Below are 24765 nucleotides of genomic sequence, written 5' to 3' on the forward strand. Positions count from 1 at the left end.
TGTCCTTATTTAAAAAACAGATTGATAGCGTTCCAACTCAACCTGGATTGACTTGATACGCGTGTAATGGGCGAGCGTGCTTATCCCATTTTCACGTCCAACACCGGATTGTTTGTAGCCGCCTACCGGCATTTGCGCAGGCGATTCTCCCCAACTGTTGATCCAGCAGATACCGGCTTCTAACTGATGAATGGTGCGGTGAGCTTTTGCCAGATCGCGTGTGATGACACCTGCCGCCAGGCCAAAGTGGGTATTGTTCGCACGGTCAATGGCTTCCTGCTCATCGTCCCAGGTCAGAATGCTCATGACCGGCCCAAAAATCTCTTCTTTGACGATGGTGTGATGATCTTCGCAGTCGGTGAAAATCGTCGGCTGAACGTAAGCACCTTGTGCAAAAATGCCTGATGTTTCGCGCGCACCACCGCACAATAAACGTGCCCCTTCCGCTTTGCCGCTGTCGATATAGCGCAGGACATTTTCCATATGGGAAAAACTGGTCAGCGGACCGAAATTGGTGCGGGGATCCATTGGTTCCCCCATGCGAATACGCTTAACGCGAATTTCCAGCGCCTTTTCCAGTGCGGCTTTCTGTGAACGATGCACAAACACGCGTGTCCCGTTGGTACACACCTGCCCGGAGCTGTAGAAATTCGCCATCATTGCGATGTCTGCGGCCAGTTCGATATCAGCATCGGCCAGAATCAGCAGCGGTGACTTGCCACCCAACTCCATCGTGACGTCTTTAAGCGATGAAGCCGCCGCGCTGGCCATGACTTTCTTACCGGTTTCAATACCGCCAGTGAAGGAAATTTTTTCAATACGTGGGTGCTGTGTTAACCATTCACCGACTAAACGCCCTGCCCCCTGAACCACGTTAAATACACCATCTGGCAGACCCGCCTGCGTGTAGATCTCAGCCAGTTTAAGTGCGGTCAGCGGAGTCACTTCGCTAGGTTTGAAAATCATCGCGTTACCTGCGGCAAGCGCGGGGGCCGATTTCCACAACGCAATCTGGATCGGATAGTTCCAGGCACCGATCCCGGCCGTCACGCCCAGCGGTTCACGCCGCGTATAGAAGAAGCTGCTATCGCGTAGCGGATACTGCTCACCTTCAATGGATGTTGCCAGGCCAGCGTAATACTCCAGCACATCCGCGCCCGTGACGATATCGACAACCGAAGTTTCAGAGAAAGGCTTGCCGGTATCCAGCGTCTCCAGGTGGGCCAGCTCATCATTGCGTTCACGCAGGATGTCTACGGCACGTAACAAAATACGTGAACGCTCCGTTCCGGTCATTGAGGCCCAGATTTTTTGGCCACGTTCTGCACTCGTGACCGCTCGTTCAACATCGTCCTCGGTTGCGCGCTGCACCTCAGCCAGCACCTCACCGTTTGCCGGGTTGATCGTTTCAAACGTCTCTGGGCCACTGGCGTCAGTCAAACGACCATCAATATAAAGTTGTTGCAGGGGGAGTTTCGCCATCAGTACGGTTCCTTTTGTCAGTTGGCTTGGGGATTCAGATTCTGTTACTTAGCTTATTTTCAACATAGTCGAAGGCAATTTCGCATGCCTTCCGTGCATTAAAATCGATGCCAGCCAGGCTACCGCGTAGCCATAATCCGTCAATCATTGCCGCCAGGCCTCGGGCAGCTCTGCGTGCTTCGTCCTGCGGTAAACAGCGGCGAAACTGGCAGCAAATGTTGGAATACAGTCGGTGATCGTTGACCCGCTGCAAACGACGTAACGCGGGCTGATGCAGACTTGCTGCCCAGAAATCAAGCCAGGCACGCATTGATGTTCCGCTGGTCTGGCTGCGGTGAAAGTTGCCTTCGATAATGGCGAACAGTTGCGCTTCAGGGGTGTCCTGCGCGCTACTCCGGCAGGTAGCCACTGCATCGTGCAGGTCGCACAGGATGCGGCGCATCGTGGCGTTTAACAAACCGTCTTTGTCGCCAAAGTAGTGGCTGACAATACCCGTAGACATCCCTGCCTGGCTGGCGACCTGAGATAACGTCACACCCGCTAAACCGACGTCACCTATGGTTTCGAAGGCCGCAGTGATCAACTGCTCTTTGCGTTGTTCAGGTATGGCTTTACGGGACATTTCAACTCCAGGTGGCAGCGACCACACATTTAAAATTCACTGATTGAACGTTCAATCAATCTACATTATGCTACGAAAATGTCAAAGGCGTGGTTATTAAATGTTAATGACCATGTCTTTATAAGATGGATTTTACGCTTTACACCATGGAACTGTTCATATGACTGAGATCGCGCCAAAACCGATCGGCCATGCACCGATCAGACTGAATGCTCCCGTTTTTTTTAGCTCTGCTGTCGTTATCCTGCTGTTAGGACTGCTGGTGGTGATGTTTCCTACCGGAAGCCATCAATGGCTTAACAGCGCCCAAATCTGGATGGCGGATGTGTTTGGCTGGTACTACATGCTGCTGATGATCGCGTGCATGATTTTTGTATTCTGGCTTGCCCTTTCCCGCTTCGGGCACATCAGACTGGGCGAGGAGGGGGAAGCACCGCAGTTTAGTTACCCTTCATGGATTGCCATGCTTTTCTCAGCGGGTATTGGAATCGCACTGGTGTATTACGGTGCCTATGAGCCACTGGACCACTTTCTGCAACCGCCAGAAGGCCAGGGGGGAACGCCTGAGGCCGCCCGTCAGGCAATGGCGATTACATTCCTGCACTGGGGCCTTCACGGCTGGGCGCTGTATGCGCTCATCGCCACAGCACTGGCCTATTTTGCTTACTGCCGCGGATTGCCTCTGGCGCTGCGTTCGGCCCTTTACCCTATTTTTGGCGAGAGGGTTCACGGCTGGGCCGGGCATTTAGTCGACAGCTTTGGCATTCTGGTCACTGTGATTTCGATGGTCACTAACCTCGGTATCGGGGCATTGCTGGTGAACTCCGGCCTGCACTATCTGTTTGATATCCCACAAACGCCACATGTGCTGTTGATACTGATTGTTGTGATGATGATTGTGGCAACGCTAGCCGCCGTCACCGGCGTCGAGAAAGGCATCGCGATGCTCTCTAACATCAACGTTGGCTTCCTGTGCTTACTGTTGCTGTTCGTCTTCGTCACCGGCCCAACGCTCAATCTGATCAACGGGATGCTTCAGAATACGGGCGATTACCTGACATCGATTGTCGGGAAGAGTTTTGATGTGTATCTCTATGGCAAAGCGCGTCGCTGGCAGGGTGCATGGACGCTTTTCTACTGGGCGTGGTGGGTTGCCTGGGCACCGTTTGTCGGCTTGTTTATTGCCCGTATCTCAAAGGGACGTACCATCCGTGAGCTTATCCTGGGTGTCATGCTGATCCCGTTAGGCTTCACCCTCGCCTGGCTGTCTATTTTCGGCAATACCGCGATCAGTCTTGTGCTGGAGCATTCAGATAAAATTCTGGGTCAGGTTGCGTTGAAAGATCCCCCTATGGCGGTTTTCAAACTTTTCGAATACCTCCCCTTCACTAAAATCACTGCGGGTTTCACTATTGTCATCAGTTTTGTGCTGTTCCTGACACCTGTCGATTCAGGCACGCTGATGATTGCTAATCTATCCAGCAAGGGGGGAACCAATGACGATGATGCACCTGCCTGGCTACGCATTTTCTGGGCTTCTGTCACCACGTTAGTCTGTGCAGGCCTGTTGTATGCTGGCAGCTTCAGCGCCATGCAAACCGCTGTCGTGATTTGTGGCTTACCCTTCTCTGTGGTGATCGTGCTGTATATGGCAAGCCTGTACCGCGATTTGCAGAAATTTGGTGATAAGACGATGATGCAGGCAGACCGCCAGGGCTAGTCTGGCGATACTGCACAATATCGTTGAAACCATCAATGCCCCTGACTATCAACGTCAGGGGTTATTGAAGGGAGATTCGTGTCAGTACCACCTGCCGGGCAGACTCAATATGCCTGATGGTTTCCTCGCGTGCCTGCTGCGCATCCCCGCGCGCATACGCATCAAGAATGGCGGCATGTTCATGCTGGAACGCGGGAGTATCCGCCAGCAGTCGGCGTTGCAGATATTCGTAGCGCTCAATCTGCGCGCATAACTCTGCGATCATTTTCAACAGCCTGCCGTTATGACAGCCGCGATAAAGAAGGGTGTGAAACTCGCGGTTCAGCTCTCCCTGCTTTTGCACGCTCACCGTACTCTCCAGTAATTGATGAACCAGTCTGACACGCGCCAGCGTCTCTTCGTCGCGGTGGATCACGCTGTGATAAATCGCCTCCCCCTCCAGCAGCGCACGCAGCGTGTAGATCTCATTCACATCATCGACGGTTAGGGCTCTGACAGCAGCACCTCGGTTACGCTGCGTTTCAACAATTCCTTCGCGTTCAAGCTGCTGGATGGCCTCACGCAGCGGGATGCGGCTGACGGCAAACTGACTGGCCAGTTCACGTTCGATCAAGCGTGCGCCATCAGGCAGTTCGCCCTGATTGATCATGTCGCGCAGGGAGGCTGCAATAACATCTGCCGTGGAGCCTGGTTTAGTCAGCATCAGTGTATTCTCAACAAAACAGTTGGAATAATGGTATACCATCTGCTTTACTTGCACAATCAACGTGAGCGGTTATCCGCATTTCCCTCAGGAGCAAGCAACATGGCACAACGTGAACATCACTATCAGGTTTCGGTTGAATGGACAGGGAATAAAGGACAGGGCACCGCATCCTACAAGGCATACGACCGCGACTACCAGATGAGTGCGGGCGAGAAAGCACCGATTGCAGGCTCATCCGATCCGGCATTTCTGGGCGATGCCACACGATGGAACCCTGAGGATCTGCTGGTTGCTTCGGCTTCGGCCTGCCATAAATTATGGTATCTGCACCTGTGCGCTGAAGCCGGAATTATTGTCCAGGCTTACCGGGATGACGCGGAGGGAACAATGGTGGAAGGCAAGACAGGCTGCTTTACCCACATTGTGCTAAAACCGCAGGTGAGCATTTCCTCAGGCGACCCGGAGCTGGCGCGCATGCTGCATCACCGGGCCCATTCGCTTTGCTATATTGCCAACTCGCTGAACTTCCCGGTGCAGTGCGAACCAACGATTGTGCAGCAGTAAATGTCACGGGGTGCTCTGATAGCCTGTCGATAAAAGGGGCTTCCGCCCCTTTCTGTTAGTACACGGCGGCAAATATACGCGCCGGGAAACTAGCCATAGGCGCCCTGGGCGGAACAGCGGTCAGATACGCGCCCTTGCCCACCACCGCATTGATATTGGTCATATCCTCGGCAATAACAATCCCATGCTTTAGCAGCAAATCATGCACCGGGATACTGTCATTTTTGTTGTAGTTATCGACCAATAGCGCGTCAATACCCACCAGCGCAGCCTGATGTTCGATAAGCCACTGTGCCGCCCGGGTGGTCAGATAGGGCGGATTCTGTGCATATTCTGGCTGGCCGAAATAGTGACTTTTGCCGCTATTCAGCAGTACCGCCTTCCCTTTCACCTCCTTACCGTAAAAATCGGCCAAGTCAAAAAAACCACTATCTTTACCAAGATTAATCACTATCACTGGCAAATTCACCAGCTTTTCCAGTGGGTAATCCGATATTTTCATCCCGCTCTCGTCGGCATGATAAGGGGCATCAATATAGGTCGCAGAAATACCCAAAAATTGAATCCTGTCGATCAGCGCACCATTTTTATAACGCGGAGCCGTTTGAGTTATTTCCACTTCGCTTAATCCGGGATAAGTTTGCATTCCCGATTCAAGAGGATGATTTAAATCAACATATGCAATGGGCTTAGGGAGATTAACGGCCATCGCCGACTGGCACAACAGCAATCCGAATGCCATGGCAAGAAGCGATTTATTCAGTCGCATTTTCATTGTATTCCTTTCACAGTTCGCTGGTTAATTTGACATTTTTTCTTTTTTTGAAAAAAACGTTGAAATTCACTTCAGATAAAAAAACCGACAAAATAATAACGCACGTAGCTATCAGGTCTCGGTTCTTAATGCTGTCACCAAAGACAATCACCGAGCATAACATCGATGCCACTGGGATAAGGGCAACGCACATACCTGCAGAAGCAGCAGAAATTTTATTAACCCCCTTGAAGAATAATATGTACGGCAGGGCCCAGACAAACACACCGTAATAAAAAAGAGTAATTCCCTGATCGTGAGTAATACTGGATAGTTGATAACGCTGAAGTTCATGCAACGCGAGAGGTAAACTAAATATCATTCCTGTCAGACACACTCCCGCCGCCATGGTCAGCGGCTTAAGGGTGGATTGAATTTTGTTGGCAATAATAATGTTGAGCGCATTCGCCAGCGTCGATAACGAGAGGAATAACAGCCCAATAAAGGTGTTACGCCCGGCATCGGCACTGCCTGGCAGGGTCATTATCACCACACTTATCACCGCCAGCAGTACCGAAATTGCGGCATTAACCCTTATTTTTTCCTTAAAGAACAATATTGTAATCAACAAGACAACAGCAGGTGCCGTACTGGTGATCACTGATGCCGTTAATGCGGTAGTGGAAGGTAGACCATAGAGCAGGAATACCGTATACAGTACCGCCCCGAGTAAGGATAAGACACTGACAATCAGCCAGTCTTGCACGCCAATTCGCAACCAGTTGGTTTTGTCTTTCACCAGTGTTAATGGCAGAAGGAATAAAAAACCTATTGCAAAAGTAATACAGGTAAAGATCCAGGTGGGAATAGAGTCCATTGCCTCTTTGGCTACAGGATAGCTGGAACCAACAAAAATAAAACACAGTGCCACGGACATCAGTCCTGATATTTTTCTGAACATAATATTGCCTCTAAATACAGGATACAGCCACAGAAAGAGGCATGAAATTGCCTTTTCACTGCGGGGTGGGAAAAATAATTCGCCAACCATACTTTGCAAAGAGCATGCCAATATTCTATTCACTGTTATTCATTGATGTTCAGTAATTTATTACCACCGCGCGCACCAAATTAATGCATTAAAATAATAAAAATGGTGCATCTGATTTAAAATGGATCTTAATGTATTTAATAAAAAATATATCACACACTGATTTTTAAATACAAAAAGGCACACCATTTGTGGTGTGCCTTTTTTAAAATTAAAATTAGTCGTTCAGCAATGGCAGGCTGGCCAGCATATTCCTCATGTTGATTGCATCCCAGGGCAAATGTTCCGCAATACCCAGCCCAACAATGGTGGTAAAATCATTCATCTGCTGAATAATATTCATCACTTCCTCTATTTCAAGCATTCCTTTTCCCACGCCATCATAAGTCTGTTCATCGATATCAGGATTCGCGAAAAGTACCGATCTGAATTTTTTAAAATTCAGCACATCCAGATCAAAATGAATCGCGAGGTGAGTAATGTTTTCTTTTTCAATCCACTCAACAATCTTACGACTGCCCGCTTTCATCTCTTGTGGTGAACAGGTGTTGATACCGTGCTGTTGGATGAAATCGACTTCATAGTCGCTGGGGTCATTCAGACCGGCAATCAACACCTGTCGGGCGGCAACCGGGCGGGTAACGGCAGCCGTCAGCTCCGCATCGCCATGCCCCATCAGCGCCCCCAGAACATGAGCATGTGAATGGCTGAACTGCGCCGGTGTCATCACATCCGGATGGGCGTCAATCCACAGAATGCCCAGGCCATCCTGGTATTTTTCTGCCAGCCAGGCGAAGGGGGCCAGATCCACCAGGCAGTCACCGCCCAGTACCACGATTTTATCGGGCGCGTGTTCCGCGATAACCTGTTGTGCAAGCTTGAGCTGGGCGACCACCTGTTGACGTCCAACAATGCCGCCTTCATTGGTTAGGGGATTACTTTCTGGTGGGCTCACCGGGATGTGGATGACGGGACAGCGGCCTGCTGGGGCAAGCCACGCAAGCAGTTCAGCACCAAAGTGATAGGCCGGGTTATTGCCGCCCTGCCACTGTGGTATCACCAGCCGGATTGTTTTCATCTTACTCATCGGTGCCCTTCTTCTGTCAGCATGAAATCGCCTCAACCACAAAATGAATGAACGTTCATTCATAAACTATCCTGGTTTTTTCCCGCTGTCTATATCCCAACGTGATGAAGAGAGAGGAGGGCGTTCGCCGTCCCGATATCTGTACATCATCAGGGCCTTAGGCTACCGTAGTGAATGAACGTTCAGACGACGAGAGTGAAATGAGCCGCGAGAAAAGCAGCACCTACCATCGATTAATTACCGCCGCAGCCACCTGCTTCTCTGAGAGAGGCTTTAATGCCTCCAGCATCAGTGACATTGCCCGGCAGGCAAAGGTTAGCCAGGGCGCGATGTACACCTATTTCAAAGGCAAGTCAGCGCTGATTTCTGCCATTGTCGAAGAAGAGAAAAACACCGCACTGGTGAACTACAGCCAGGCCTATCACTGTTCCCCCTTTGAGCGCATTTCTCAACTGGTCAAATCCTGTATTAATGAAGTCGGCTATCCGGCCGATCACCGGTTATGGGTTGAGATTATTGCTGAGGCGGCGCGCAATGATGAAGTCAAAGCCACCTTTGTCGCGACCGACCTGATTATGCGCGAGGGCATTAAAACCATCATCCTCGACGGGATGGCCAAAGGCGACTTTGCCCCTCAACTGGATGCGGAGATGGCGACCATTGCGATTTATGCCCTGATTGACGGGCTGATTTCGCGCAAGGCGATTAATCCCGACTTTGATCTGGAGAAGAACCTGTCAACGCTGGATGGGATCCTAACGTTTATTTTGCATGTCACTGAGTAATAACCGTCAGCGCAAACCATAAGAGCGTTTCTTAAAGATTCGTTAAGAGATGCCTTTCGCGGCCAGGCAAACCATGTCATTACGCCTCAGAAACATACGCTACGTTCTGTCGACAGCTCACCACGATATGACTACCTCCCGCTAATAACAATTGAGGAATCCGTGGCCCATTCGCTTTGCTATATTGCCAACTCGCTGAACTTCCCGGTGCAGTGCGAACCAACGATTGTGCAGTATTAGTATTGAGCTGAAAAAAACAGGGCCACCGAAGCGTTGTGTGCCCTATCAGTCAGAAAGGAAAAAACGATTAAAGATTCACTTCCCCTTCCAGGCTATGCACGGCGCGGCCTGGCATTTTATGCCCTCGTTTTTGATAAATTTCCGCTACTTTAACGATGCATACATTTAATCAAAATTCCCTTCTCTTTTTTCTAAACAGTGCCACAATGAAATCAGAAACATAATGCGCTATTAAATAGCGCGCTACTTAAAGTTCTACGATTGATTATAAAAAAGATGCAACACCGGGGATTTTTAATACCTGCAACACCAGGGAAAACTCTTACAGATACGTGGTTTTGTCAGCATGCCAGCCACATTTAGACATTCTGATTTCAGCTTGTAGCCGACTGACACCGTGATGTCGTTCTTCAGATAAAGGCTGCTTTCGTTTAATCCCGGCCACCCTGGTGGCCCCGTACAATAATGAGAAACGCCTATGCCAACCCGCACATCACAGCGCCCCGTGCCAGTCATGACTAACGTGCGTGAACTTCGCCTCGCCGCCGGTCTTTCTCAGGAAGGCGCAGCCGAGCGCTTTAACCTCAGCCTGCGTGTCTGGCAAACGAAAGAGGCCGCCAGTAAGCCGGCGCTACTCAGTCAGGTTGAATATGAGTTCCTGTTGCTGCTGGCAGGCCGCCATCCGAATTTCACTCTGACAGCGCAGTAAATAAGACAGCAATGCGCAGGATGATGACGTCATACTCACTCACAGCGCCTGCGCACATGCCCATGCGGAACTCCACGCCCACTGGAAGTTATAGCCTCCCAGCCAGCCGGTCACATCCACCACTTCACCGATAAAATAGAGCCCTGGAACATCACGCGCCTCCATCGTTTTCGATGACAGCTGGGTGGTATCGACGCCGCCCAGCGTGACTTCGGCGGTGCGGTAGCCCTCGGTTCCGTTAGGCTGCACGCGCCACTGGTGCAGCGCAGTCGCCAGATCGGCCTGCTGACGGCTGTTCAGCTGCTTCAGCGTGCACTCCGGTACGGTCCCCAGCAGTTGCAGGCACTCAACCAGACGTTTCGGCAGCAGTTTTGCCAGGGTGTTTTTCAGGCTCTGATTAGGATGACTGTTACGCTCATCATTAATAAACGCGTCAATGTCCTGGCCTGGGGAAAGGTTAACGGTGACAAATTCACCCGGTAGCCAGTAGCTGGAGAGTTGCAGGACCGCCGGGCCAGACAGGCCACGATGGGTAAAAAGCAGCGCTTCTTTAAATACCGTGCCGTCTTCGGCGGTGAGTACCGATGGCACCGAGACGCCGGATAGTGTCTGAAGCTGTTCCAGCAGCGGTTTATGCAGGGTAAACGGCACCAGCCCGGCGCGGGTGGGAAACACCTTCAGGCCAAACTGTTCAGCCATTTTATAGCCGAACGGCGACGCACCCAGCCCCGGCATCGATAATCCACCGCTGGCGATCACCAGTTTCTCTGCCTGTACCTCTGTGCCGTTCAGTTGCAGCGTGTAGCCGCTGTCGTCACGCGTGACGGACACCACCTCACTGCGCAAGCGTAATGTGACCTGCCCGTTCTCACACTCTTTCAGCAGCAGGTCAACCACCTGCTGGGCAGAGTCGTCACAGAACAACTGGCCCAGGGTTTTCTCATGCCAGGCAATACCGTGACGGTTAATAAGATCGATAAAATCCCACTGGGTATAACGCGCCAGCGCAGATTTACAAAAATGCGGGTTATGCGACAGGTAAGCCGCAGGTTCGGTGTAAAGGTTGGTGAAGTTACAGCGTCCGCCGCCCGACATCAGGATTTTACGCCCGGCTTTTTTGCCATTATCAATCAGCAGCACCCGCAGCCCTTTTTGCCCCGCCTGGGCTGCACAAAACAGACCCGCTGCGCCTGCGCCTACTACGATAACGTCAAACTTTTCCACCACACACTCCGCGCCGACTTCTCAAAAACGCTGATTGTAGTGAGTTGGGGGCGGGGATACCAGCTTCAGGCCCCAATCGGGGTTGAAACATTTTGTAACTTTATGATTTTTTAGCCTTTTCACCCGTAACTGTCATCACATTGACACGTTACTGTCAAAAAAAGTCTATATTTCCCTTTCCCCGGGTGCGGTTTGTCGCTGATAATGCGCCGCGTTCATGTCCTCCAAAATGGCGTAACGCTTATGCTACATCTGTTTGCTGGTCTTGATTTTCATACCGGCCTGTTACTGGTACTCGCTCTGTTGTTTGTCTTGATCTACGAAGCAATCAATGGCTTCCATGACACGGCCAATGCAGTCGCTACCGTGATCTATACCCGTGCAATGCGCTCGCAGTTAGCGGTTGTCATGGCAGGGGTGTTCAACTTCTTTGGTGTACTGTTGGGCGGCTTAAGCGTGGCTTACGCTATCGTCCATCTGCTACCCACCGATCTGCTATTGAATGTGGGATCGGCTCACGGGCTGGCCATGGTCTTTTCCATGTTGCTTGCCGCTATTATATGGAATCTCGGCACCTGGTACTTCGGGTTACCGGCTTCCAGCTCTCATACTCTGATTGGTGCCATCATTGGTATCGGCCTGACCAACGCGTTGCTGACTGGCACCTCGGTGGTGGATGCGCTGAACATTCCCAAAATGATCGGTATCTTTATGTCGTTGATTATTTCACCGATTGTCGGCTTAGTGATTGCCGGTGGATTGGTGTTTATCCTGCGCCGCTTCTGGAGCGGGAATAAAAAACGTCAGCGGATTCATATGACTCCAGCCGAGCGTGAAAAGATCGATGGCAAGAAAAAGCCACCGTTCTGGACCCGTATCGCGTTGATTGTCTCGGCGATTGGCGTCAGCTATTCGCACGGCGCAAACGACGGCCAGAAAGGTATCGGCCTGATTATGCTGGTACTGATTGGCGTTGCACCGGCAGGCTTTGTGGTCAATATGAACTCCAGCGGTTATGACATCACTCGCACCCGCGATGCGGTCAACCATCTGGAACAGTATTACCAGCAGCATGCCACCTCGCTGAAGCATATCATCGAGATGTCACCGCCTGCGTTGCCAACGCCGGAAGAGGTGCCAACAGGTCCTCATGAGTTCCATTGTGATGCGGCGCGTGCTTTGCCTGCCATCCAGCGTGCTCAGGGTCTGCTGAACAACCTCTCCAGCTATGATGCGTTAAGCGTGGAACAGCGCGGCCAGCTGCGTCGCCTGCTGATGTGTATCTCAGACACCGCAGAGAAAGCCGCCAAGCTGCCGGAAACCAAGCCTGACGACAAACGCTTCCTCAACAAGCTGAAGGGCGACCTGCTCAACACCATTGAGTATGCTCCGGTGTGGATTATCCTGGCCGTCGCGTTGGCTCTGTCACTGGGTACCATGGTTGGCTGGCGTCGTGTTGCCACCACTATCGGTGAGAAAATCGGTAAAAAAGGCATGACTTACGCACAGGGGATGTCTGCTCAGATGACGGCAGCCGTCTCAATCGGTGTGGCAAGTTATACCGGGATGCCGGTTTCAACCACCCACGTCCTCTCCTCTTCCGTTGCCGGTACGATGCTGGTTGACGGCGGCGGCGTGCAGGGGCGCACCATTAAGAACATCCTGCTGGCGTGGGTCTTCACCCTGCCGGTCTCGATTGTCCTTTCCGGTAGCCTGTACTGGCTGGCACTGAAGCTGATTTGATGCGCAGCGGGTGGACCGAAAAAGGTCCGCCCGATAGAACGCATGATTCATCCAGAAGGCGCCCCCTTATCAGGGGCGCCTTTTTTAATGCCAGATGGCCAGCCCAATAAGACTGATAAACACCAACCCACAGAGTGAACTGGTTAATAAAAACTGCCCACGAACGCGCTCGCAGCGTCGGATAAATTCATCATCGTGATGATCAAGATAACGCTGTGCCCAGATATACCCGATCAGCCGCACCTGTTTACTCGGCTGCCCATGAGACGTAAAGAATCCAGCGCCATCTACATACTGATACAGCAACGGATCGCATCCACGCAGCACCACTAACAGCGCCCGCAGTGAAGAGAAATAGCGCGCCATATTCACCAAACAAACGACACAAAGAGCCCAGAAAAGCGCAATGGTGCTGATCATGATCCCCTCCCGGCCACTCATCACGGAAATGCATAACCCGGGCAAAGCCGGATACGCCCCACGATGGTTTCGCCAACCTTATTATTAAGATGATTGCTGCATGCCGATTGACGCCACATAACGCTTTTGCTGCCGTCAATTATCAGTGTAGGAGATATGTTTAAATTTTTTCCAGCGATGTTTACTGCGTCCACCAGCAAAGGGACAAAAATTCATGTTGATCGCCCTCGCAAACGCCGCCGCATGCCACAACACCCGGTAACATTTTTCGCTATACTCACTCTCAACACTTACGTGAAAAGGAGTATTCAAATGGCCTATAAACATATTCTGATTGCCGTCGATCTCTCGCCGGAAAGTAAACTGCTGGTCGACAAAGCCGTTTCGATGGCACGACCTTACGATGCGAAGGTGTCCCTGATCCACGTTGATGTGAACTATTCAGACCTCTACACCGGCCTGATTGACGTCAACCTTGGGGATATGCAAAAACGTATTTCTGAAGAGACGCACACTGCACTGACGGATTTGTCCAACAGCGCGGGCTATCCGATTGCGGAAACGTTAAGCGGTAGCGGTGACCTCGGCCAGGTGCTGGTCGATGCCATTAAGCAGTATCAGGTGGACTTAGTGGTTTGCGGGCACCACCAGGATTTCTGGAGCAAGCTGATGTCTTCCGCACGCCAGCTGATCAACACCGTGCATATCGATATGCTGATCGTACCGCTGCGCGACGAAGACGAAGATTAATGTGCCGGGCGGGCTGACCGAAAAAGAAGGTCAGCCGCTACGCCAAAAAAGAAGATCAGCCCCATTATGTCAGGGACGCCCCTTCTTCCCGGTGGTCCCGTGGGGCATTTACGGGTGAATAAATATCAAAACGGTGGCTCTTGGTGGTGACCGCATTCGGTGTGGCAACATCGGCGATGGGCGGCGCATAATCAGGCCGTTTCACCACAACGCGTTTTTTGGCCAGCTGGCGCGCGGGCAGCAGCAGCCCGTCGGCATCTTCATCCGGGCCCACCAGCGACTGGAAAACACGCATCTCTTTCTTCACCAGCGCGCTTTTTTGCTTATGCGGGTACATCGGATCGAGGTACACCACATCAGGCGGCGGGCTGATATCCGTCAGTGCATTGAGACTGGAAGCATGCAGCAGCGTCAGACGCTCACGCAGCCAGGAACCAATCTCCGTATCGGCATAGCCACGACGTAAACCGTCATCGAGCAGCGCGGCGACGACCGGGTTACGTTCCAGCATCCGCACCCGACAGCCAATCGATGCCAGCACAAAGGCATCACGCCCCAGCCCGGCGGTCGCATCCACCACATCCGGCAGATAGCCACTTTTGATACCGACGGCTTTCGCCACAGCCTCACCGCGGCCACCGCCGAACTTACGCCGGTGCAGCATCGCCCCGGAGACGAAATCAACAAAGATGCCGCCCAGCTTCGGCTCATCGCGCTTACGCAGCTCCAGATGTTCCGGGGTCAGCACCAGCGCCATCAGCGCGTTTTCATCATGCACCAGCTGCCAGCGGGCAGCTAAAACAGATAAGGCGCCGTTTCCGGCGCCCGTTTCATCTAACAAACAGATGTTCACTGATGACTTACCCTTTGATACCGTAGTGTTTCAGCATCGCATCCAGCTGTGGCTCACGACCACGGAAGCGACGGAACAGCTCCATCGGCTCCTCCGATCCGCCCCGCGTCAGGATATTGTCGAGGAACGACTGCCCGGTTTCCCGGTTAAAAATCCCCTCTTCTTCAAAGCGGGAGTAGGCATCTGCCGCCAGCACATCGGCCCACAGGTAGCTGTAGTAACCTGCGGCATAGCCACCGGCAAAGATATGGCTGAACGCATGCGGGAAGCGGCCCCACGATGGGCCAGGCACCACAGCGACCTGCGCTTTGATCTCTTTCAGAATATCAAGAATACGGGCACCTTTCGCCGGGTCGAACTCGGCATGCAGGCGGAAATCGAACAGGCCGAACTCCAGCTGACGCAGGATAAACAGCGCTGCCTGATAGTTTTTGGCCGCCAGCATTTTCTCCAGCAGATCCTGAGGTAACGGTTCACCGGTTTCGAAATGACCGGAGATAAACGCCAGCGCTTCCGGCTCCCAGCACCAGTTTTCCATAAACTGGCTTGGCAGTTCGACGGCATCCCACGGCACACCGCTGATGCCGGACACGCCTGGGGTTTCAATGCGTGTCAGCATATGATGCAGGCCGTGACCGAACTCATGGAACAGCGTGGTGACTTCATTGTGGGTGAACAGTGCAGGTTTGCCGCTAACCGGACGATTGAAGTTACAGGTCAGATAGGCCACGGGTTTTTGCAGCGTGCCATCGGCTTTACGCATCTGTCCCACGCAGTCATCCATCCACGCCCCACCGCGTTTATGTTCACGCGCATACAGGTCAAGGTAGAAGCTGCCGCGCAGCTCACCGCTTTCATCGAACAAATCGAAGAAACGCACATCAGGGTGATAAACATCCACATCGTGGCGTTCGCTGGCGGTGATGCCATAAATGCGTTTCACCACTTCAAACAGACCATCCAGCGCACGTTGGGCCGGGAAGTACGGACGCAGTTGCTCATCACTGATGGTGTACAGATGTTGTTTCTGCTTTTCGCCGTAGTACGTCAGATCCCAGGGCTCCAGATCCTCAACACCGTGCTCTTTCTTCGCGAAGGCACGCAGCTGAGCGACTTCCTGCTCAGCCTGCGGACGGGCGCGTGTTGCCAGCCCGTTCAGGAAATCAATTACCTGTGCCGGGTTTTCGGCCATTTTGGTCGCCAGCGACTTCTCAGCATAGGATGCAAAACCCAGCAGTTGAGCCAGTTCATGGCGCAGTGCCAGCTCTTCCGCCATCACATTGCTGTTGTCCCACTTCCCGGCATTTGGCCCCTGATCAGAGGCGCGAGTGGAGTAAGCACGGTAAATCTCTTCGCGCAGCGCCTGGTTGTCGCAGTAGGTCATGACGGGCAGATAACTTGGAATATCCAGCGTCAGCAACCAGCCGTCCTGCTCTTTGGCTTCCGCCTGTGCTTTCGCTGCGGCCAGGGCACTTTCCGGCATTCCGGAGAGCTCTTTTTCATCGGTAATCAGCTTGCTCCAGCCCATTGTGGCATCGAGCACGTTGTTGCTGTAGGTCGAACCCAGCTCTGACAGACGCGCGGCGATTTCACCGTAACGCTGCTGCTTCTCTTTCGACAGACCAATACCAGACAGCTCGAAATCACGCAGCGCGTTATCGATAGCTTTCTTCTGCGCAATATCCAGAGCCGCGAAGTTGTCGCCCTCTTTCAGGTCACGATAGGCCTGGTACAGACCTTCGTGCTGCCCCATCCAGGTGCTGTATTCTGACAACAGCGGCAGCGCCTGCTCATACGCCTGGCGCAGTTCAGGGCTGTTTTTTACCGAGTTCAGATGGCTGACCGGCGAGAACAGGCGGCTCAGGCGATCGCCCACTTCGGCCAGCGGCTGCTCAAGGTTATCCCAACTGTACGGCGCCCCCTGGGCCACCACGCGTTCTACCGCCGCACGGCAGTCATCCAGCGCCTGGGTCACAGCGGGGACCACATGTTCAGGTTTAATGGCGGAGAAAGGGGGAAGCGTAAAAGAAGAGAGTAACGGATTGGTCATAGCGCAGTCCTTTAATCGTTGTATGGGGCGCGTTTTCACGCACGATTTCTTTAACATGAGGGTAAGTGTAGTGAAAATCAATGGGTCAGCGTGTCGGCAACGGCTTTCCCCCCGTGCTACCCACCCTTTTCACCGCATTTTACGCATTGCCACACTCAGGTGAGCATTGCATACTCCCCCCGCTTTCATACATCGTATTACTCCGTTACAAACAGGGAGTTTATTTATGTGGTATACGCTGGCGGCCTCGTTACTTTTTTTACCCTTTTATCTGCGCAGTTCACTGATATTACTGACGATCGCCCTCGTCCTGGCTGTGCTGGATCAGACGCTGCTGCCGCCCGGCATTATCGCACTGACGGTGATGGGTGTTGTCGCGGTGTACTGCGCGGTTCAGAAACAACCTCACGCTTTCGCGCTACCCGGTGAAATTATCCTGGTTTTCAGCGCAGTGGCGCTGATGCTGCACATGATCCCTGGAGTGAATAATCTCATCATTGTTTCTGGTGAACAGGCCGGGCCACAGAGTGCGCCCTTTACCTTTTACTACAACCTTGATAAAGCGCTTATCCCGTTTCTGTTACTGGCCTGCCTGCCCACGCTGTTGAAGCGCCCGGCAAAGCCCCCGGCTAACGTGCTCTGGTGGCTGGTTCTGCTAATGTCGATGCCTTTGCTATTGCTGTTGGCGACCTTTGCTGGCGGCCTGAAGGTGGAACCCCATCTGCCTTCGTGGCTGGGATCGTTTATGCTGGCCAATCTGTTTTTTGTCTGTCTGGCAGAAGAAGCGCTATTTCGCGGCTATATCCAGCAGCGTTTAAGCCAGCTACTGGGTGACAAACGGGCGCTGCTGATTGCAGCACTGTTGTTTGGTCTGGCCCATTTTTCCGGCGGACTGCTGCTGGTGCTGTTTGCCACGATGGCCGGTGTGATCTACGGCCTTGCCTGGCTGTGGAGCGGACGTTTGTGGGTGGCGACACTGGTGCATTTCTCCTTTAATATGCTGCACCTGCTGCTGTTTACCTATCCGTTCTGGCAGCACATTCCGACCTGAACGCGCTTTTTTAAGCCGTTTTCGCTATAATGACCGCAACCTGTGCCGCCCACTGGCGGCACGCTTGTTTTTACCATCCGGATTATCCCAATACATGCTCAGTTATCGCCACAGCTTCCATGCCGGCAACCATGCCGACGTTCTCAAACACACCGTGCAGAGCCTGATTATCAGCTCGATGAATGAGAAGGAAAAACCCTACCTCTATCTCGATACCCATGCGGGTGCCGGGCGCTACCTGTTAAGCGGTGAGCATGCGGAACGTACCGGAGAGTATCTGGAAGGCATTGCACGTATCTGGCAGCAGGATGATCTGCCGGAAGAGCTGGCGCCTTATATCAGCGTGGTGAAGAACTACAATCCCGGTGGCAAGCTGCGTTACTACCCGGGCTCTCCGCTGATTGCCCGCCATCTGCTGCGTGAGTACGACCAGTTACAGCTGACTGAACTGCACTCCAGCGACTTCCCGATGCTGCGCAGTGAATTCCAGAAGGACGATCGTGCACGTCTCGCCCGCGCCGACGGCTACCAGCAGCTGAAGTCCAAGCTGCCACCGCCGTCACGCCGGGGTCTGATCCTCATTGACCCGCCGTACGAAATGAAAAGCGATTACCAGGCCGTGGTGCAGGGTATTCAGGAAGGGTACAAACGCTTCGGTACGGGCGTGTTTGCCCTGTGGTATCCGGTGGTGCTGCGCCAGCAAATCAAGCGTATGTTCAACGAGCTGCAGGCCACCGGCATTCGCCGTATTCTGCAAATTGAGCTGGGCGTTCGCCCGGACAGTGACCGCTTTGGCATGACCGCCTCCGGGATGATTGTGATTAACCCACCGTGGAAGCTGGAGCAGCAGATGAAAAATGTGCTGCCGTGGCTGGAAAAAGTGCTGGTGCCATCGGGCACCGGTTACTCCAAAGTCAGCTGGATTGTGCCGGAATAACGTTGTGGCCTGCGGGTCGGGCATGCCCGACCCCGACCCCAACAAAACCCGCGCTACCCTGTAGGGGCGAGGCATGCCTCGCCCAGGTTTATGAGGCACAACTCGCCCGGGTTTATAATGTAAACACCGCGAAATCGTGCGCCATCTCGGTGTGCGGAAATACCGCCCGACACTCCTCCAGCAGCCTTTCACAGTCAGCCCGCAGATAGCGAGAGCTGAGATGCGTCACAATCAGCCGTTTCGCCCCACTCTCCTGCGCCACTGCTGCTGCCTGCGCCGTGGTGGAATGCCCGCGACTGTTGGCTTTCTCTTCCATCGCCACTTCAAGCGTTGCCTCATGCACCATCAGGTCGACGCCCGCTGCCAGCACCGTGGCTGCCGCTGTCGGAGCGGTATCGCCAAAGATGGCCAGGCTGCGCCCTTTTATCTTCTCGCCGACATAATCCCAGCCATTAATCACTCTGCCATCAGCCAGCGTGACGCTGCGTCCGTGCTTAAGGTCGTAAAAATACGGCCCGGCAGGCACGCCGTCTGCCGCCAGCTTCGCCGCATCCAGCGCGCCGGGTTTATCATGTTCATCAATGCGGTAACCGTAGCACTCAACCGGGTGGGTCATCGGGTATGCCGTGACGAGGAAATGTTCATCACGGCACACTTCACCCGCCGTTATCTCGACAATCTCCAGCGGGAAAGTCAGCCACGAGCCGCTGAGGCTGATCGCGGTGTCGACAAAGGTTTTGAGCCCTGAGGGGCCATAAATTGTCATCGGATCGGTGGAGCCGTTCATCGATCGGCTGGTCAGCAGCCCCGGCAGGCCAAAAATATGATCGCCGTGCAGGTGGGTGATAAAGATCTTCTCGATCTTGCCCGGTTTGATCGGGGTGCGCAGGATCTGATGCTGCGTCCCTTCACCGCAGTCAAACAGCCAGGTGGCATTACGCACGCCCTGCAAATCCAGCGCGATGCTGGTGACGTTACGTTCACGGCTTGGCGTTCCGGCGCCGGTGCCTAAAAACTGCAATTGCATAATCAACCCACTCCTTCCGTTATGATCCGATGACCCACCTCACTTCAACACGCCCAGTTTAACGCAAAATGTACCGAGACTGGTGTCGTCGCAAAATATCCATTTCCGCCAGCGGTGCTGACATCCGCTCCGCCACCGCTTATTATTTCAGCGAAAAAAATCATAACGGAAGATTTAACCCTTAATCATTGATGACGGGTTTAACACAAGGAGAGTTTTCATATGACCGCACTGCAATGGCCCTGCACTCTGTTCAAGACGCAAAAACGGATGGACGACTATAACGCCCCGGATATGCAATATGGTGATTTAACCCAGGAGCAGTTAAAGAAAAATTTTCTTCTGACAACAGTATCTGAACGGGTCGACCCTTACGCGCTGAAGAAGATTACCGCCTTCAATCGGCCACAGTCGATGTTTGCTGGTTCCCGTCGTGAGACCGATGGCGAGACAATTTCCCGTAGTGAATGCGCCCGTATTATGTTTGATGAATTCCGCTCATTGTCCCATACGTTTTCAATTTACGGCCCTTACAGACACCTGATTGGCAACATGATCACCCATATGCAAAACGCCAACGGTGCAGCATTTACCAGTATGATTTTGGATGCGGCGCTGAAAGAACAGATTTTGCGTGACGGGTCTCCGGAAAATAGTACACGTTTACGATTGGAAAAGGCTTTTAAAGAAAATATAGATTGGGATGAAAAGTGCTACCCCGCTGATCGAAAAGATGAGTTACGTAAAGCAATATCTTCAGGAAAGCTCCCTAAATTTGACCGAACCCAGGATATTTTTAATGGCATGAGCATCACCGTTCATGATACCTGGGCAACGCAGATCACGCTCAAATCTCTGCAGATAGATAACGACCGCTACCATGCGGTGTTGCATTACAAAGTGCAGGACCACTTCGGCCTGGATACTCTGGATATTTCTAAATCTAAATTCAAACAGTTCCATTTTTTCCGCCTCTGGTTTGTACTCCAGCGCTACAATAAATTTGGTTTCAAACCCTTTATGACCAATATGGAAGCCACTATTGATATTGTCGGAGTCCGTAATGAAAGCAAAAACTAAGATGGCATTTTATGCAATACTCTCTTTGAGTGGCCTGTTAATGGGTTACCTTTACTGGTTGTCACAACGCCCTGTAGAGATTGTCGCTGTTCATGAGGATGGCAACCATAGTTATGTGCTGGTAAAGAATTTCCCTTTCACCTTTAAAGGAAAATTAAACTGGTGGCTGGAAAATAAAACGATGTTAAAAAAGCAGTATGACATCCCAAAACCTTCATCCTATGGTTCATCCACTGTTATCTTCTGGATATTTGGCGAAGGTTATAAAGAAGAGGGGAAATATGACCGATTTTGTTTTGAAGATATGAAAGCAAAATTCAACTGCATTGAAAAAGAAGCTGTTTTTTCTGTAAGTGAAAGTAAAAATATGGGAGTTATGTTTACTGTAAAAGATGGAACATATCGATTACGTGAAAATGGTGAAATCGCGAAGTATATTTACAACTAATTCCAAAGTACTTTTCACAAAAACACGCTAGCACATAAAACAAGGATTGTTTATGAAGTCAACCCACATTACGGGAGCCCGTAATGAAAATAAATATTAAAAAAACCGCCTACACACTACTACTGGCGGCCGGTATTCTGCACGGTTGTTTCCTCTGGTATTCGCATCGCCCTGTAGAAATCGTTGCCGTTCATCATGGAAGAAGTGGTTACAGCGATGTTCTTGTCAAAAACTTCCCCTTTACTGATAAAGGTAAAATTCACTGGTGGCTGAAAAATAAGGCCATGCTAAAGGAAAAATACAACGTGCCTAATCCGGAACCAGACGGCTCATTTTCTCTTACCGTCTGGCTATTCGGAGACGGTTACAAAGAAGAGGGGAAATATGACCGACTCTGCTTTGAAGATATGAAAACGAAAGTGAATTGTATCGAAAAAGACATCGTTTTCTCCGTCGACAACAGCAAAAACATGGGAACCATGTTTGAGGCCTATGATGGCACTTATCGTTTGCAAAAAAATGGCGAAGTCGTGAAATATGTTGATCACTATGAAGTGTGGTGAATTTATCTGCCAGATTCAATAAAGAACGACATTAAACCATCCGCACAGGACAAGCCTGTGCGTTGATCAGAATCATCGTTAACGATTAAACAAGGATTGTTTATGAAGTCAACCCACATTACGGGAGCCCGTAATGAAAATAAATATTAAAAAAACCGCCTACACACTACTACTGGCGGGCGGTATTCTGCACGGTTGTTTCCTCTGGTATTCGCATCGCCCTGTAGAAATCGTTGCCGTACATCACAGAAGCAGTAGCTTCAGCGATGTTCTTGTCAAAAATTTTCCCTTTACTGATAAAGGTAAAATACACTGGTGGCTGAAAAACAAGGTGATGCTAAATGAAAAATACAATGTGCCTAATCCGGATAAAGAGGGCTCATTTTATCTTACTTTCTGGCTGTTCGGTGACGGTTATAAAGAAGAGGAAAAGTATGATCGCCTCTGTTTTAAGGATATGAAAACAAAAGCGAATTGCATCGATAAAGACGCAATCTTCTCCATCGACAACAGCATAAATATGGGGATGGTGTTCAGAACATATGATGGTACTTATCGTTTGCAAAAAAATGGCGAAGTCGTGAAATACGTATATCACTAACGTCAAGATCGTCACTCATAAAACGTTATAAATAGACAAGGATCGTTTATGACAACCACGACTAAAATTATGAGATTCCGTAATGAAAGCAAAAACTAAGATGGTATTTTATACGCTTCTCTTTGTGAGTGGCCTGCTACTCGTTTACCTTTACTGGCTGTCGATGCGCCCTGTAGAAATTATCGCCATTCATAACAGAGGCAGTCATTTTAATTCTGTAATAGTAAAAAATTTTCCTTTTACAGATAGAGGTAAAATAGCATGGTGGCTGAAAAATAAGGAGATACTGAAGGGTAAATATAACATACCTAATCCTGACCCAGATGGCACATTTTACCTTACTTTCTGGTTATTTGGAGATGGTTATAAAGAAGAGGGAAAGTACGACAGATTATGCTTTGAGGATATGAAAACAAAGAAAAATTGCATAGAAAAGGACATCGTTTTCTCAGTCGACAACAGTAGGAATATGGGAACCATGTTTGAGGCCTATGATGGCACTTATCGTTTGCAAAAAAATGGCGAAGTCGTGAAATATGTTGATCACTATGAAGTGTGGTGAATTTACCCGCCGAATTCACTGAAGCGCATCGTAAAACGATCGGCACAGCCCCGCAATATAACGCGCCGGGGCTGCCACCTTCACTCGCTTGCCGTTATCGCTCCGGCACTCCGCCGGACTTCACGCTTTCCCAGTCTAAGGCAAAGCGCGCCAGATACTTGCGTAGCCGGTCGGCGTCATTAGGCTGCTTCTTCTGCTGGCGCGAAACGGCAAACAGCGTGCGTCCGGCCTCGGACAGGGAAGATGACTCACGGCAAACCTTCAAAACCGTTTCCAGCTGGCTGTGGTCAAACAAATCCAGCGTTTCCGGTAAAACAACGGCAGGTTCGAGCTGCCAGCTGGCGCGTAAGCGGGCAATCTCCTCTTCCACCTGCGGCAGCTCAATGCGCCCATTGTCTGCCAGCGTTGCCATGCGCGTCACCGAGGCACTCAGTTCGCGGAAGTTCCCGCGCCACACGGCAGCAGGCGCGCAGGCAAATTGCAGATAACGCTGACGAGCCTGCGGCTCAAAACGCACCTGCGACTGCGCACTGCTGGCAAAACGCAACAGTTCAAATTCCAGGTTAGGTTCAATATCTTCCCGCCGCGCCGCCAGTCCTGGTAGGGTAAAGCTCCACATATTGATGCGGGCGTAGAGATCCTCACGAAAGCGCCCTTCCGCCACCCACTGGCGCATATCGCGATGCGTCCCGGCAATCAGCTGAAAATCACTGCTCACCTCTTTATCCGCGCCGAACGGCAGAAAGCGTTTCTCTTCGATGGCTTTCAGTAACATTGCCTGCTCATCCAGCCGCAGTTCGGCAATTTCATCGAGGAAAAGCATCCCGCCGTCCGCTTCACGCAGCAGCCCGTTACGTGCCTGCAATGCCCCGGTAAAGGCCCCTTTCACATGACCAAACAGCGTAGACATGGCGTTATCGCCGCGTAACGTTGCGCAGTTCACAGCGACCAGCCGTCCGCTGACCCGATGGCGCGACTGACGCAGCTGATAAATCCGTTCTGCCAGAAACGATTTTCCTGCTCCTGTCGGCCCGGTCAGCAACAGCGGCGCATCCGAGCGCAGCGCCACACGCTCAATCTGGTCGATCAGGTTGTTAAAGGTCGCATTACGCGTGGAGATCCCGCCTTTCAGCAACGACACCGACTCCTGACGTTCGCGCATAAAGCGGCTGGTCAGCGTGGCATAACGGCTGAGATCGAGGTCGATTAGCGTATAAACACCCTCGGTTTTTCCGCTCTCCTGTTCACGCGGGGCGGGCGCGGTCTGTAGCAGACTGGCTGGCAGGTAACGCGCCTCGGTCAGCAGGAACCAGCAGATCTGAACCACATGCGTTCCGGTGGTGATATGCACCAGATACTCTTCGTTCTCAGTATCAAAAGGATAATGGCGGGAAAAATCGAGCAGCGTGGTATACACCTCTTCGAAGTCCCAGGGGTCATTGAGGGTGATCTGATTCAGCCGCACTTCGGTGTCCGTTGAGACCAGCGCCACATCTTCAGCCATCTGCTGCGCCATCGTCTGACGGTCAGGCTGATGCAGCAGTTCAAGGCGATCGATGGGCAAATCGGGCTGCATACACAGCCCCAGCGTGGGCCGCCATTTGTTCCAGCGGTTTTCCCGTTTGCCACGCTTGTCCAGGGTGGTCCCCAGCATACCGATCACGACTCTGCGCTTCATACCCTATCCCTTTATCGCAATATTTATCCCACAGGATAAATTCAGTATTCCCCTGCCA

The 24765-nt window shown here is 51.8% G+C and carries 25 protein-coding genes; 13 read left to right on the forward strand and 12 right to left on the reverse strand.

What is annotated here, in order from left to right:
- Window positions 1–9: 9 nt before the first annotated feature.
- Together betB and betI are read right to left on the reverse strand one after the other, a co-directional pair.
- Window positions 10–1482 carry a betaine-aldehyde dehydrogenase gene (gene betB, locus FY046_RS15220; protein WP_133844336.1) on the reverse strand — a complete coding sequence of 491 codons (1473 nt, stop codon included), beginning with the start codon at window positions 1480–1482 and terminating at the stop codon, window positions 10–12.
- Window positions 1483–1516: 34 nt separating this feature from the next.
- Window positions 1517–2104 (reverse strand): transcriptional regulator BetI, encoded by a 588-nt coding sequence (betI, locus tag FY046_RS15225; protein WP_133844338.1) that lies wholly within the window; start codon window positions 2102–2104, stop codon window positions 1517–1519.
- A gap of 160 nt (window positions 2105–2264) precedes the next feature.
- On the opposite strand from betI, the gene FY046_RS15230 reads away from it, so the two are divergent.
- Entirely contained in the window at window positions 2265–3824 is a 1560-nt protein-coding gene (locus FY046_RS15230; protein WP_133844340.1) for a BCCT family transporter, read from the forward strand.
- Window positions 3825–3885: 61 nt separating this feature from the next.
- Here FY046_RS15230 and FY046_RS15235 read toward each other — a convergent pair whose 3' ends face one another.
- Window positions 3886–4527, reverse strand: coding sequence for a GntR family transcriptional regulator (locus FY046_RS15235; protein WP_159337786.1), 642 nt, complete (start codon window positions 4525–4527; stop codon window positions 3886–3888).
- 102 nt (window positions 4528–4629) lie between these two features.
- Here FY046_RS15235 and FY046_RS15240 point away from each other — a divergent pair, with 102 nt between their 5' ends.
- Window positions 4630–5094 carry an OsmC family protein gene (locus tag FY046_RS15240; protein ID WP_446186234.1) on the forward strand — a complete coding sequence of 155 codons (465 nt, stop codon included), beginning with the start codon at window positions 4630–4632 and terminating at the stop codon, window positions 5092–5094.
- A 55-nt stretch (window positions 5095–5149) separates the two neighbouring features.
- Here FY046_RS15240 and FY046_RS15245 read toward each other — a convergent pair whose 3' ends face one another.
- The 3 genes from FY046_RS15245 to FY046_RS15255 all read right to left on the reverse strand — a co-directional run bounded on the left by FY046_RS15245 (window position 5150) and on the right by FY046_RS15255 (window position 7986).
- Window positions 5150–5869, reverse strand: a complete 720-nt coding sequence (locus tag FY046_RS15245; protein ID WP_446186235.1) for a cyclase family protein — start codon at window positions 5867–5869, stop codon at window positions 5150–5152.
- A gap of 10 nt (window positions 5870–5879) precedes the next feature.
- Window positions 5880–6932: a DMT family transporter gene (locus FY046_RS15250; protein ID WP_339504341.1), complete on the reverse strand. Its 1053-nt coding sequence runs from the start codon at window positions 6930–6932 to the stop codon at window positions 5880–5882.
- 184 nt (window positions 6933–7116) lie between these two features.
- The gene (locus tag FY046_RS15255) at window positions 7117–7986 is read right to left on the reverse strand and encodes an arginase family protein (RefSeq protein WP_339504343.1); all 870 of its coding nucleotides are present in this window, start codon (window positions 7984–7986) and stop codon (window positions 7117–7119) included.
- Window positions 7987–8156: 170 nt separating this feature from the next.
- On the opposite strand from FY046_RS15255, the gene FY046_RS15260 reads away from it, so the two are divergent.
- Together FY046_RS15260 and FY046_RS15265 are read left to right on the forward strand one after the other, a co-directional pair.
- Window positions 8157–8771 carry a TetR/AcrR family transcriptional regulator gene (locus FY046_RS15260; protein ID WP_339504345.1) on the forward strand — a complete coding sequence of 205 codons (615 nt, stop codon included), beginning with the start codon at window positions 8157–8159 and terminating at the stop codon, window positions 8769–8771.
- Window positions 8772–9489: 718 nt separating this feature from the next.
- Window positions 9490–9720 carry a transcriptional regulator gene (locus FY046_RS15265; RefSeq protein WP_133844346.1) on the forward strand — a complete coding sequence of 77 codons (231 nt, stop codon included), beginning with the start codon at window positions 9490–9492 and terminating at the stop codon, window positions 9718–9720.
- 39 nt (window positions 9721–9759) lie between these two features.
- On the opposite strand, the gene FY046_RS15270 is transcribed toward FY046_RS15265, so the two are convergent.
- A complete protein-coding gene (locus tag FY046_RS15270; protein ID WP_133844348.1) occupies window positions 9760–10944 on the reverse strand; it encodes an NAD(P)/FAD-dependent oxidoreductase in 1185 nt (394 codons plus the stop codon).
- Window positions 10945–11187: 243 nt separating this feature from the next.
- Here FY046_RS15270 and pitA point away from each other — a divergent pair, with 243 nt between their 5' ends.
- Complete coding sequence (gene pitA / locus FY046_RS15275) at window positions 11188–12687, forward strand: inorganic phosphate transporter PitA (RefSeq protein WP_133844350.1); 1500 nt, start codon at window positions 11188–11190, stop codon at window positions 12685–12687.
- An 84-nt stretch (window positions 12688–12771) separates the two neighbouring features.
- On the opposite strand, the gene uspB is transcribed toward pitA, so the two are convergent.
- The gene (gene uspB / locus FY046_RS15280) at window positions 12772–13107 is read right to left on the reverse strand and encodes a universal stress protein UspB (RefSeq protein WP_133844352.1); all 336 of its coding nucleotides are present in this window, start codon (window positions 13105–13107) and stop codon (window positions 12772–12774) included.
- Window positions 13108–13419: 312 nt separating this feature from the next.
- Here uspB and uspA point away from each other — a divergent pair, with 312 nt between their 5' ends.
- Window positions 13420–13857: a universal stress protein UspA gene (uspA, locus tag FY046_RS15285; protein WP_133844354.1), complete on the forward strand. Its 438-nt coding sequence runs from the start codon at window positions 13420–13422 to the stop codon at window positions 13855–13857.
- Window positions 13858–13921: 64 nt separating this feature from the next.
- Here uspA and rsmJ read toward each other — a convergent pair whose 3' ends face one another.
- Together rsmJ and prlC are read right to left on the reverse strand one after the other, a co-directional pair.
- Window positions 13922–14710 carry a 16S rRNA (guanine(1516)-N(2))-methyltransferase RsmJ gene (gene rsmJ, locus FY046_RS15290; RefSeq protein ID WP_133844356.1) on the reverse strand — a complete coding sequence of 263 codons (789 nt, stop codon included), beginning with the start codon at window positions 14708–14710 and terminating at the stop codon, window positions 13922–13924.
- Window positions 14711–14717: 7 nt separating this feature from the next.
- Complete coding sequence (gene prlC, locus FY046_RS15295) at window positions 14718–16760, reverse strand: oligopeptidase A (protein WP_339504350.1); 2043 nt, start codon at window positions 16758–16760, stop codon at window positions 14718–14720.
- A 226-nt stretch (window positions 16761–16986) separates the two neighbouring features.
- On the opposite strand from prlC, the gene FY046_RS15300 reads away from it, so the two are divergent.
- Complete coding sequence (locus FY046_RS15300; protein ID WP_133844360.1) at window positions 16987–17811, forward strand: CPBP family intramembrane glutamic endopeptidase; 825 nt, start codon at window positions 16987–16989, stop codon at window positions 17809–17811.
- A 94-nt stretch (window positions 17812–17905) separates the two neighbouring features.
- A complete protein-coding gene (locus tag FY046_RS15305; RefSeq protein WP_133844363.1) occupies window positions 17906–18748 on the forward strand; it encodes a 23S rRNA (adenine(2030)-N(6))-methyltransferase RlmJ in 843 nt (280 codons plus the stop codon).
- 112 nt (window positions 18749–18860) lie between these two features.
- On the opposite strand, the gene rnz is transcribed toward FY046_RS15305, so the two are convergent.
- Window positions 18861–19775 carry a ribonuclease Z gene (gene rnz, locus FY046_RS15310; protein WP_167864233.1) on the reverse strand — a complete coding sequence of 305 codons (915 nt, stop codon included), beginning with the start codon at window positions 19773–19775 and terminating at the stop codon, window positions 18861–18863.
- Between the two features lie 222 nt (window positions 19776–19997).
- Between rnz and FY046_RS15315 the strand changes: the two genes are divergently transcribed.
- The 5 genes from FY046_RS15315 (at window position 19998) to FY046_RS15335 (ending at window position 23029) form a co-directional block, all read left to right on the forward strand.
- A complete protein-coding gene (locus tag FY046_RS15315) occupies window positions 19998–20855 on the forward strand; it encodes a YPO3983 family protein (protein ID WP_167864232.1) in 858 nt (285 codons plus the stop codon).
- Window positions 20839–21303: a DUF943 family protein gene (locus FY046_RS15320; RefSeq protein WP_446186236.1), complete on the forward strand. Its 465-nt coding sequence runs from the start codon at window positions 20839–20841 to the stop codon at window positions 21301–21303. Before FY046_RS15315 ends, FY046_RS15320 begins: the two co-directional genes overlap by 17 nt.
- Window positions 21304–21386: 83 nt before the next feature.
- Window positions 21387–21866, forward strand: a complete 480-nt coding sequence (locus FY046_RS15325) for a DUF943 family protein (RefSeq protein WP_167864230.1) — start codon at window positions 21387–21389, stop codon at window positions 21864–21866.
- A 133-nt stretch (window positions 21867–21999) separates the two neighbouring features.
- Window positions 22000–22467: a DUF943 family protein gene (locus FY046_RS15330; protein WP_446186237.1), complete on the forward strand. Its 468-nt coding sequence runs from the start codon at window positions 22000–22002 to the stop codon at window positions 22465–22467.
- 82 nt (window positions 22468–22549) lie between these two features.
- Window positions 22550–23029 (forward strand): DUF943 family protein, encoded by a 480-nt coding sequence (locus FY046_RS15335; protein WP_446186238.1) that lies wholly within the window; start codon window positions 22550–22552, stop codon window positions 23027–23029.
- A 94-nt stretch (window positions 23030–23123) separates the two neighbouring features.
- Here FY046_RS15335 and rtcR read toward each other — a convergent pair whose 3' ends face one another.
- Complete coding sequence (gene rtcR / locus FY046_RS15340) at window positions 23124–24707, reverse strand: RNA repair transcriptional activator RtcR (protein WP_446186239.1); 1584 nt, start codon at window positions 24705–24707, stop codon at window positions 23124–23126.
- Window positions 24708–24765 lie beyond the last annotated feature (58 nt).

The sequence above is a fragment of the Erwinia sp. 1181_3 genome, from assembly GCF_052824965.1.

Coding starts and splice junctions, on each gene's coding strand:
- FY046_RS15265 (WP_133844346.1), top strand. CDS start 9,490: ATGCCAACCCGCACATCACAGCGCCCCGTGCCAGTCATGACTAACGTG.
- FY046_RS15235 (WP_159337786.1), bottom strand. CDS start 4,527: ATGCTGACTAAACCAGGCTCCACGGCAGATGTTATTGCAGCCTCCCTG.
- FY046_RS15245 (WP_446186235.1), bottom strand. CDS start 5,869: ATGAAAATGCGACTGAATAAATCGCTTCTTGCCATGGCATTCGGATTG.
- FY046_RS15240 (WP_446186234.1), top strand. CDS start 4,630: ATGGCACAACGTGAACATCACTATCAGGTTTCGGTTGAATGGACAGGG.
- rnz (WP_167864233.1), bottom strand. CDS start 19,775: ATGCAATTGCAGTTTTTAGGCACCGGCGCCGGAACGCCAAGCCGTGAA.
- FY046_RS15230 (WP_133844340.1), top strand. CDS start 2,265: ATGACTGAGATCGCGCCAAAACCGATCGGCCATGCACCGATCAGACTG.
- FY046_RS15305 (WP_133844363.1), top strand. CDS start 17,906: ATGCTCAGTTATCGCCACAGCTTCCATGCCGGCAACCATGCCGACGTT.
- prlC (WP_339504350.1), bottom strand. CDS start 16,760: ATGACCAATCCGTTACTCTCTTCTTTTACGCTTCCCCCTTTCTCCGCC.
- rtcR (WP_446186239.1), bottom strand. CDS start 24,707: ATGAAGCGCAGAGTCGTGATCGGTATGCTGGGGACCACCCTGGACAAG.
- uspA (WP_133844354.1), top strand. CDS start 13,420: ATGGCCTATAAACATATTCTGATTGCCGTCGATCTCTCGCCGGAAAGT.
- FY046_RS15255 (WP_339504343.1), bottom strand. CDS start 7,986: ATGAGTAAGATGAAAACAATCCGGCTGGTGATACCACAGTGGCAGGGC.
- uspB (WP_133844352.1), bottom strand. CDS start 13,107: ATGATCAGCACCATTGCGCTTTTCTGGGCTCTTTGTGTCGTTTGTTTG.
- FY046_RS15320 (WP_446186236.1), top strand. CDS start 20,839: ATGAAAGCAAAAACTAAGATGGCATTTTATGCAATACTCTCTTTGAGT.
- FY046_RS15315 (WP_167864232.1), top strand. CDS start 19,998: ATGACCGCACTGCAATGGCCCTGCACTCTGTTCAAGACGCAAAAACGG.
- FY046_RS15330 (WP_446186237.1), top strand. CDS start 22,000: ATGAAAATAAATATTAAAAAAACCGCCTACACACTACTACTGGCGGGC.
- FY046_RS15300 (WP_133844360.1), top strand. CDS start 16,987: ATGTGGTATACGCTGGCGGCCTCGTTACTTTTTTTACCCTTTTATCTG.
- FY046_RS15335 (WP_446186238.1), top strand. CDS start 22,550: ATGAAAGCAAAAACTAAGATGGTATTTTATACGCTTCTCTTTGTGAGT.
- betI (WP_133844338.1), bottom strand. CDS start 2,104: ATGTCCCGTAAAGCCATACCTGAACAACGCAAAGAGCAGTTGATCACT.
- betB (WP_133844336.1), bottom strand. CDS start 1,482: ATGGCGAAACTCCCCCTGCAACAACTTTATATTGATGGTCGTTTGACT.
- FY046_RS15325 (WP_167864230.1), top strand. CDS start 21,387: ATGAAAATAAATATTAAAAAAACCGCCTACACACTACTACTGGCGGCC.
- pitA (WP_133844350.1), top strand. CDS start 11,188: ATGCTACATCTGTTTGCTGGTCTTGATTTTCATACCGGCCTGTTACTG.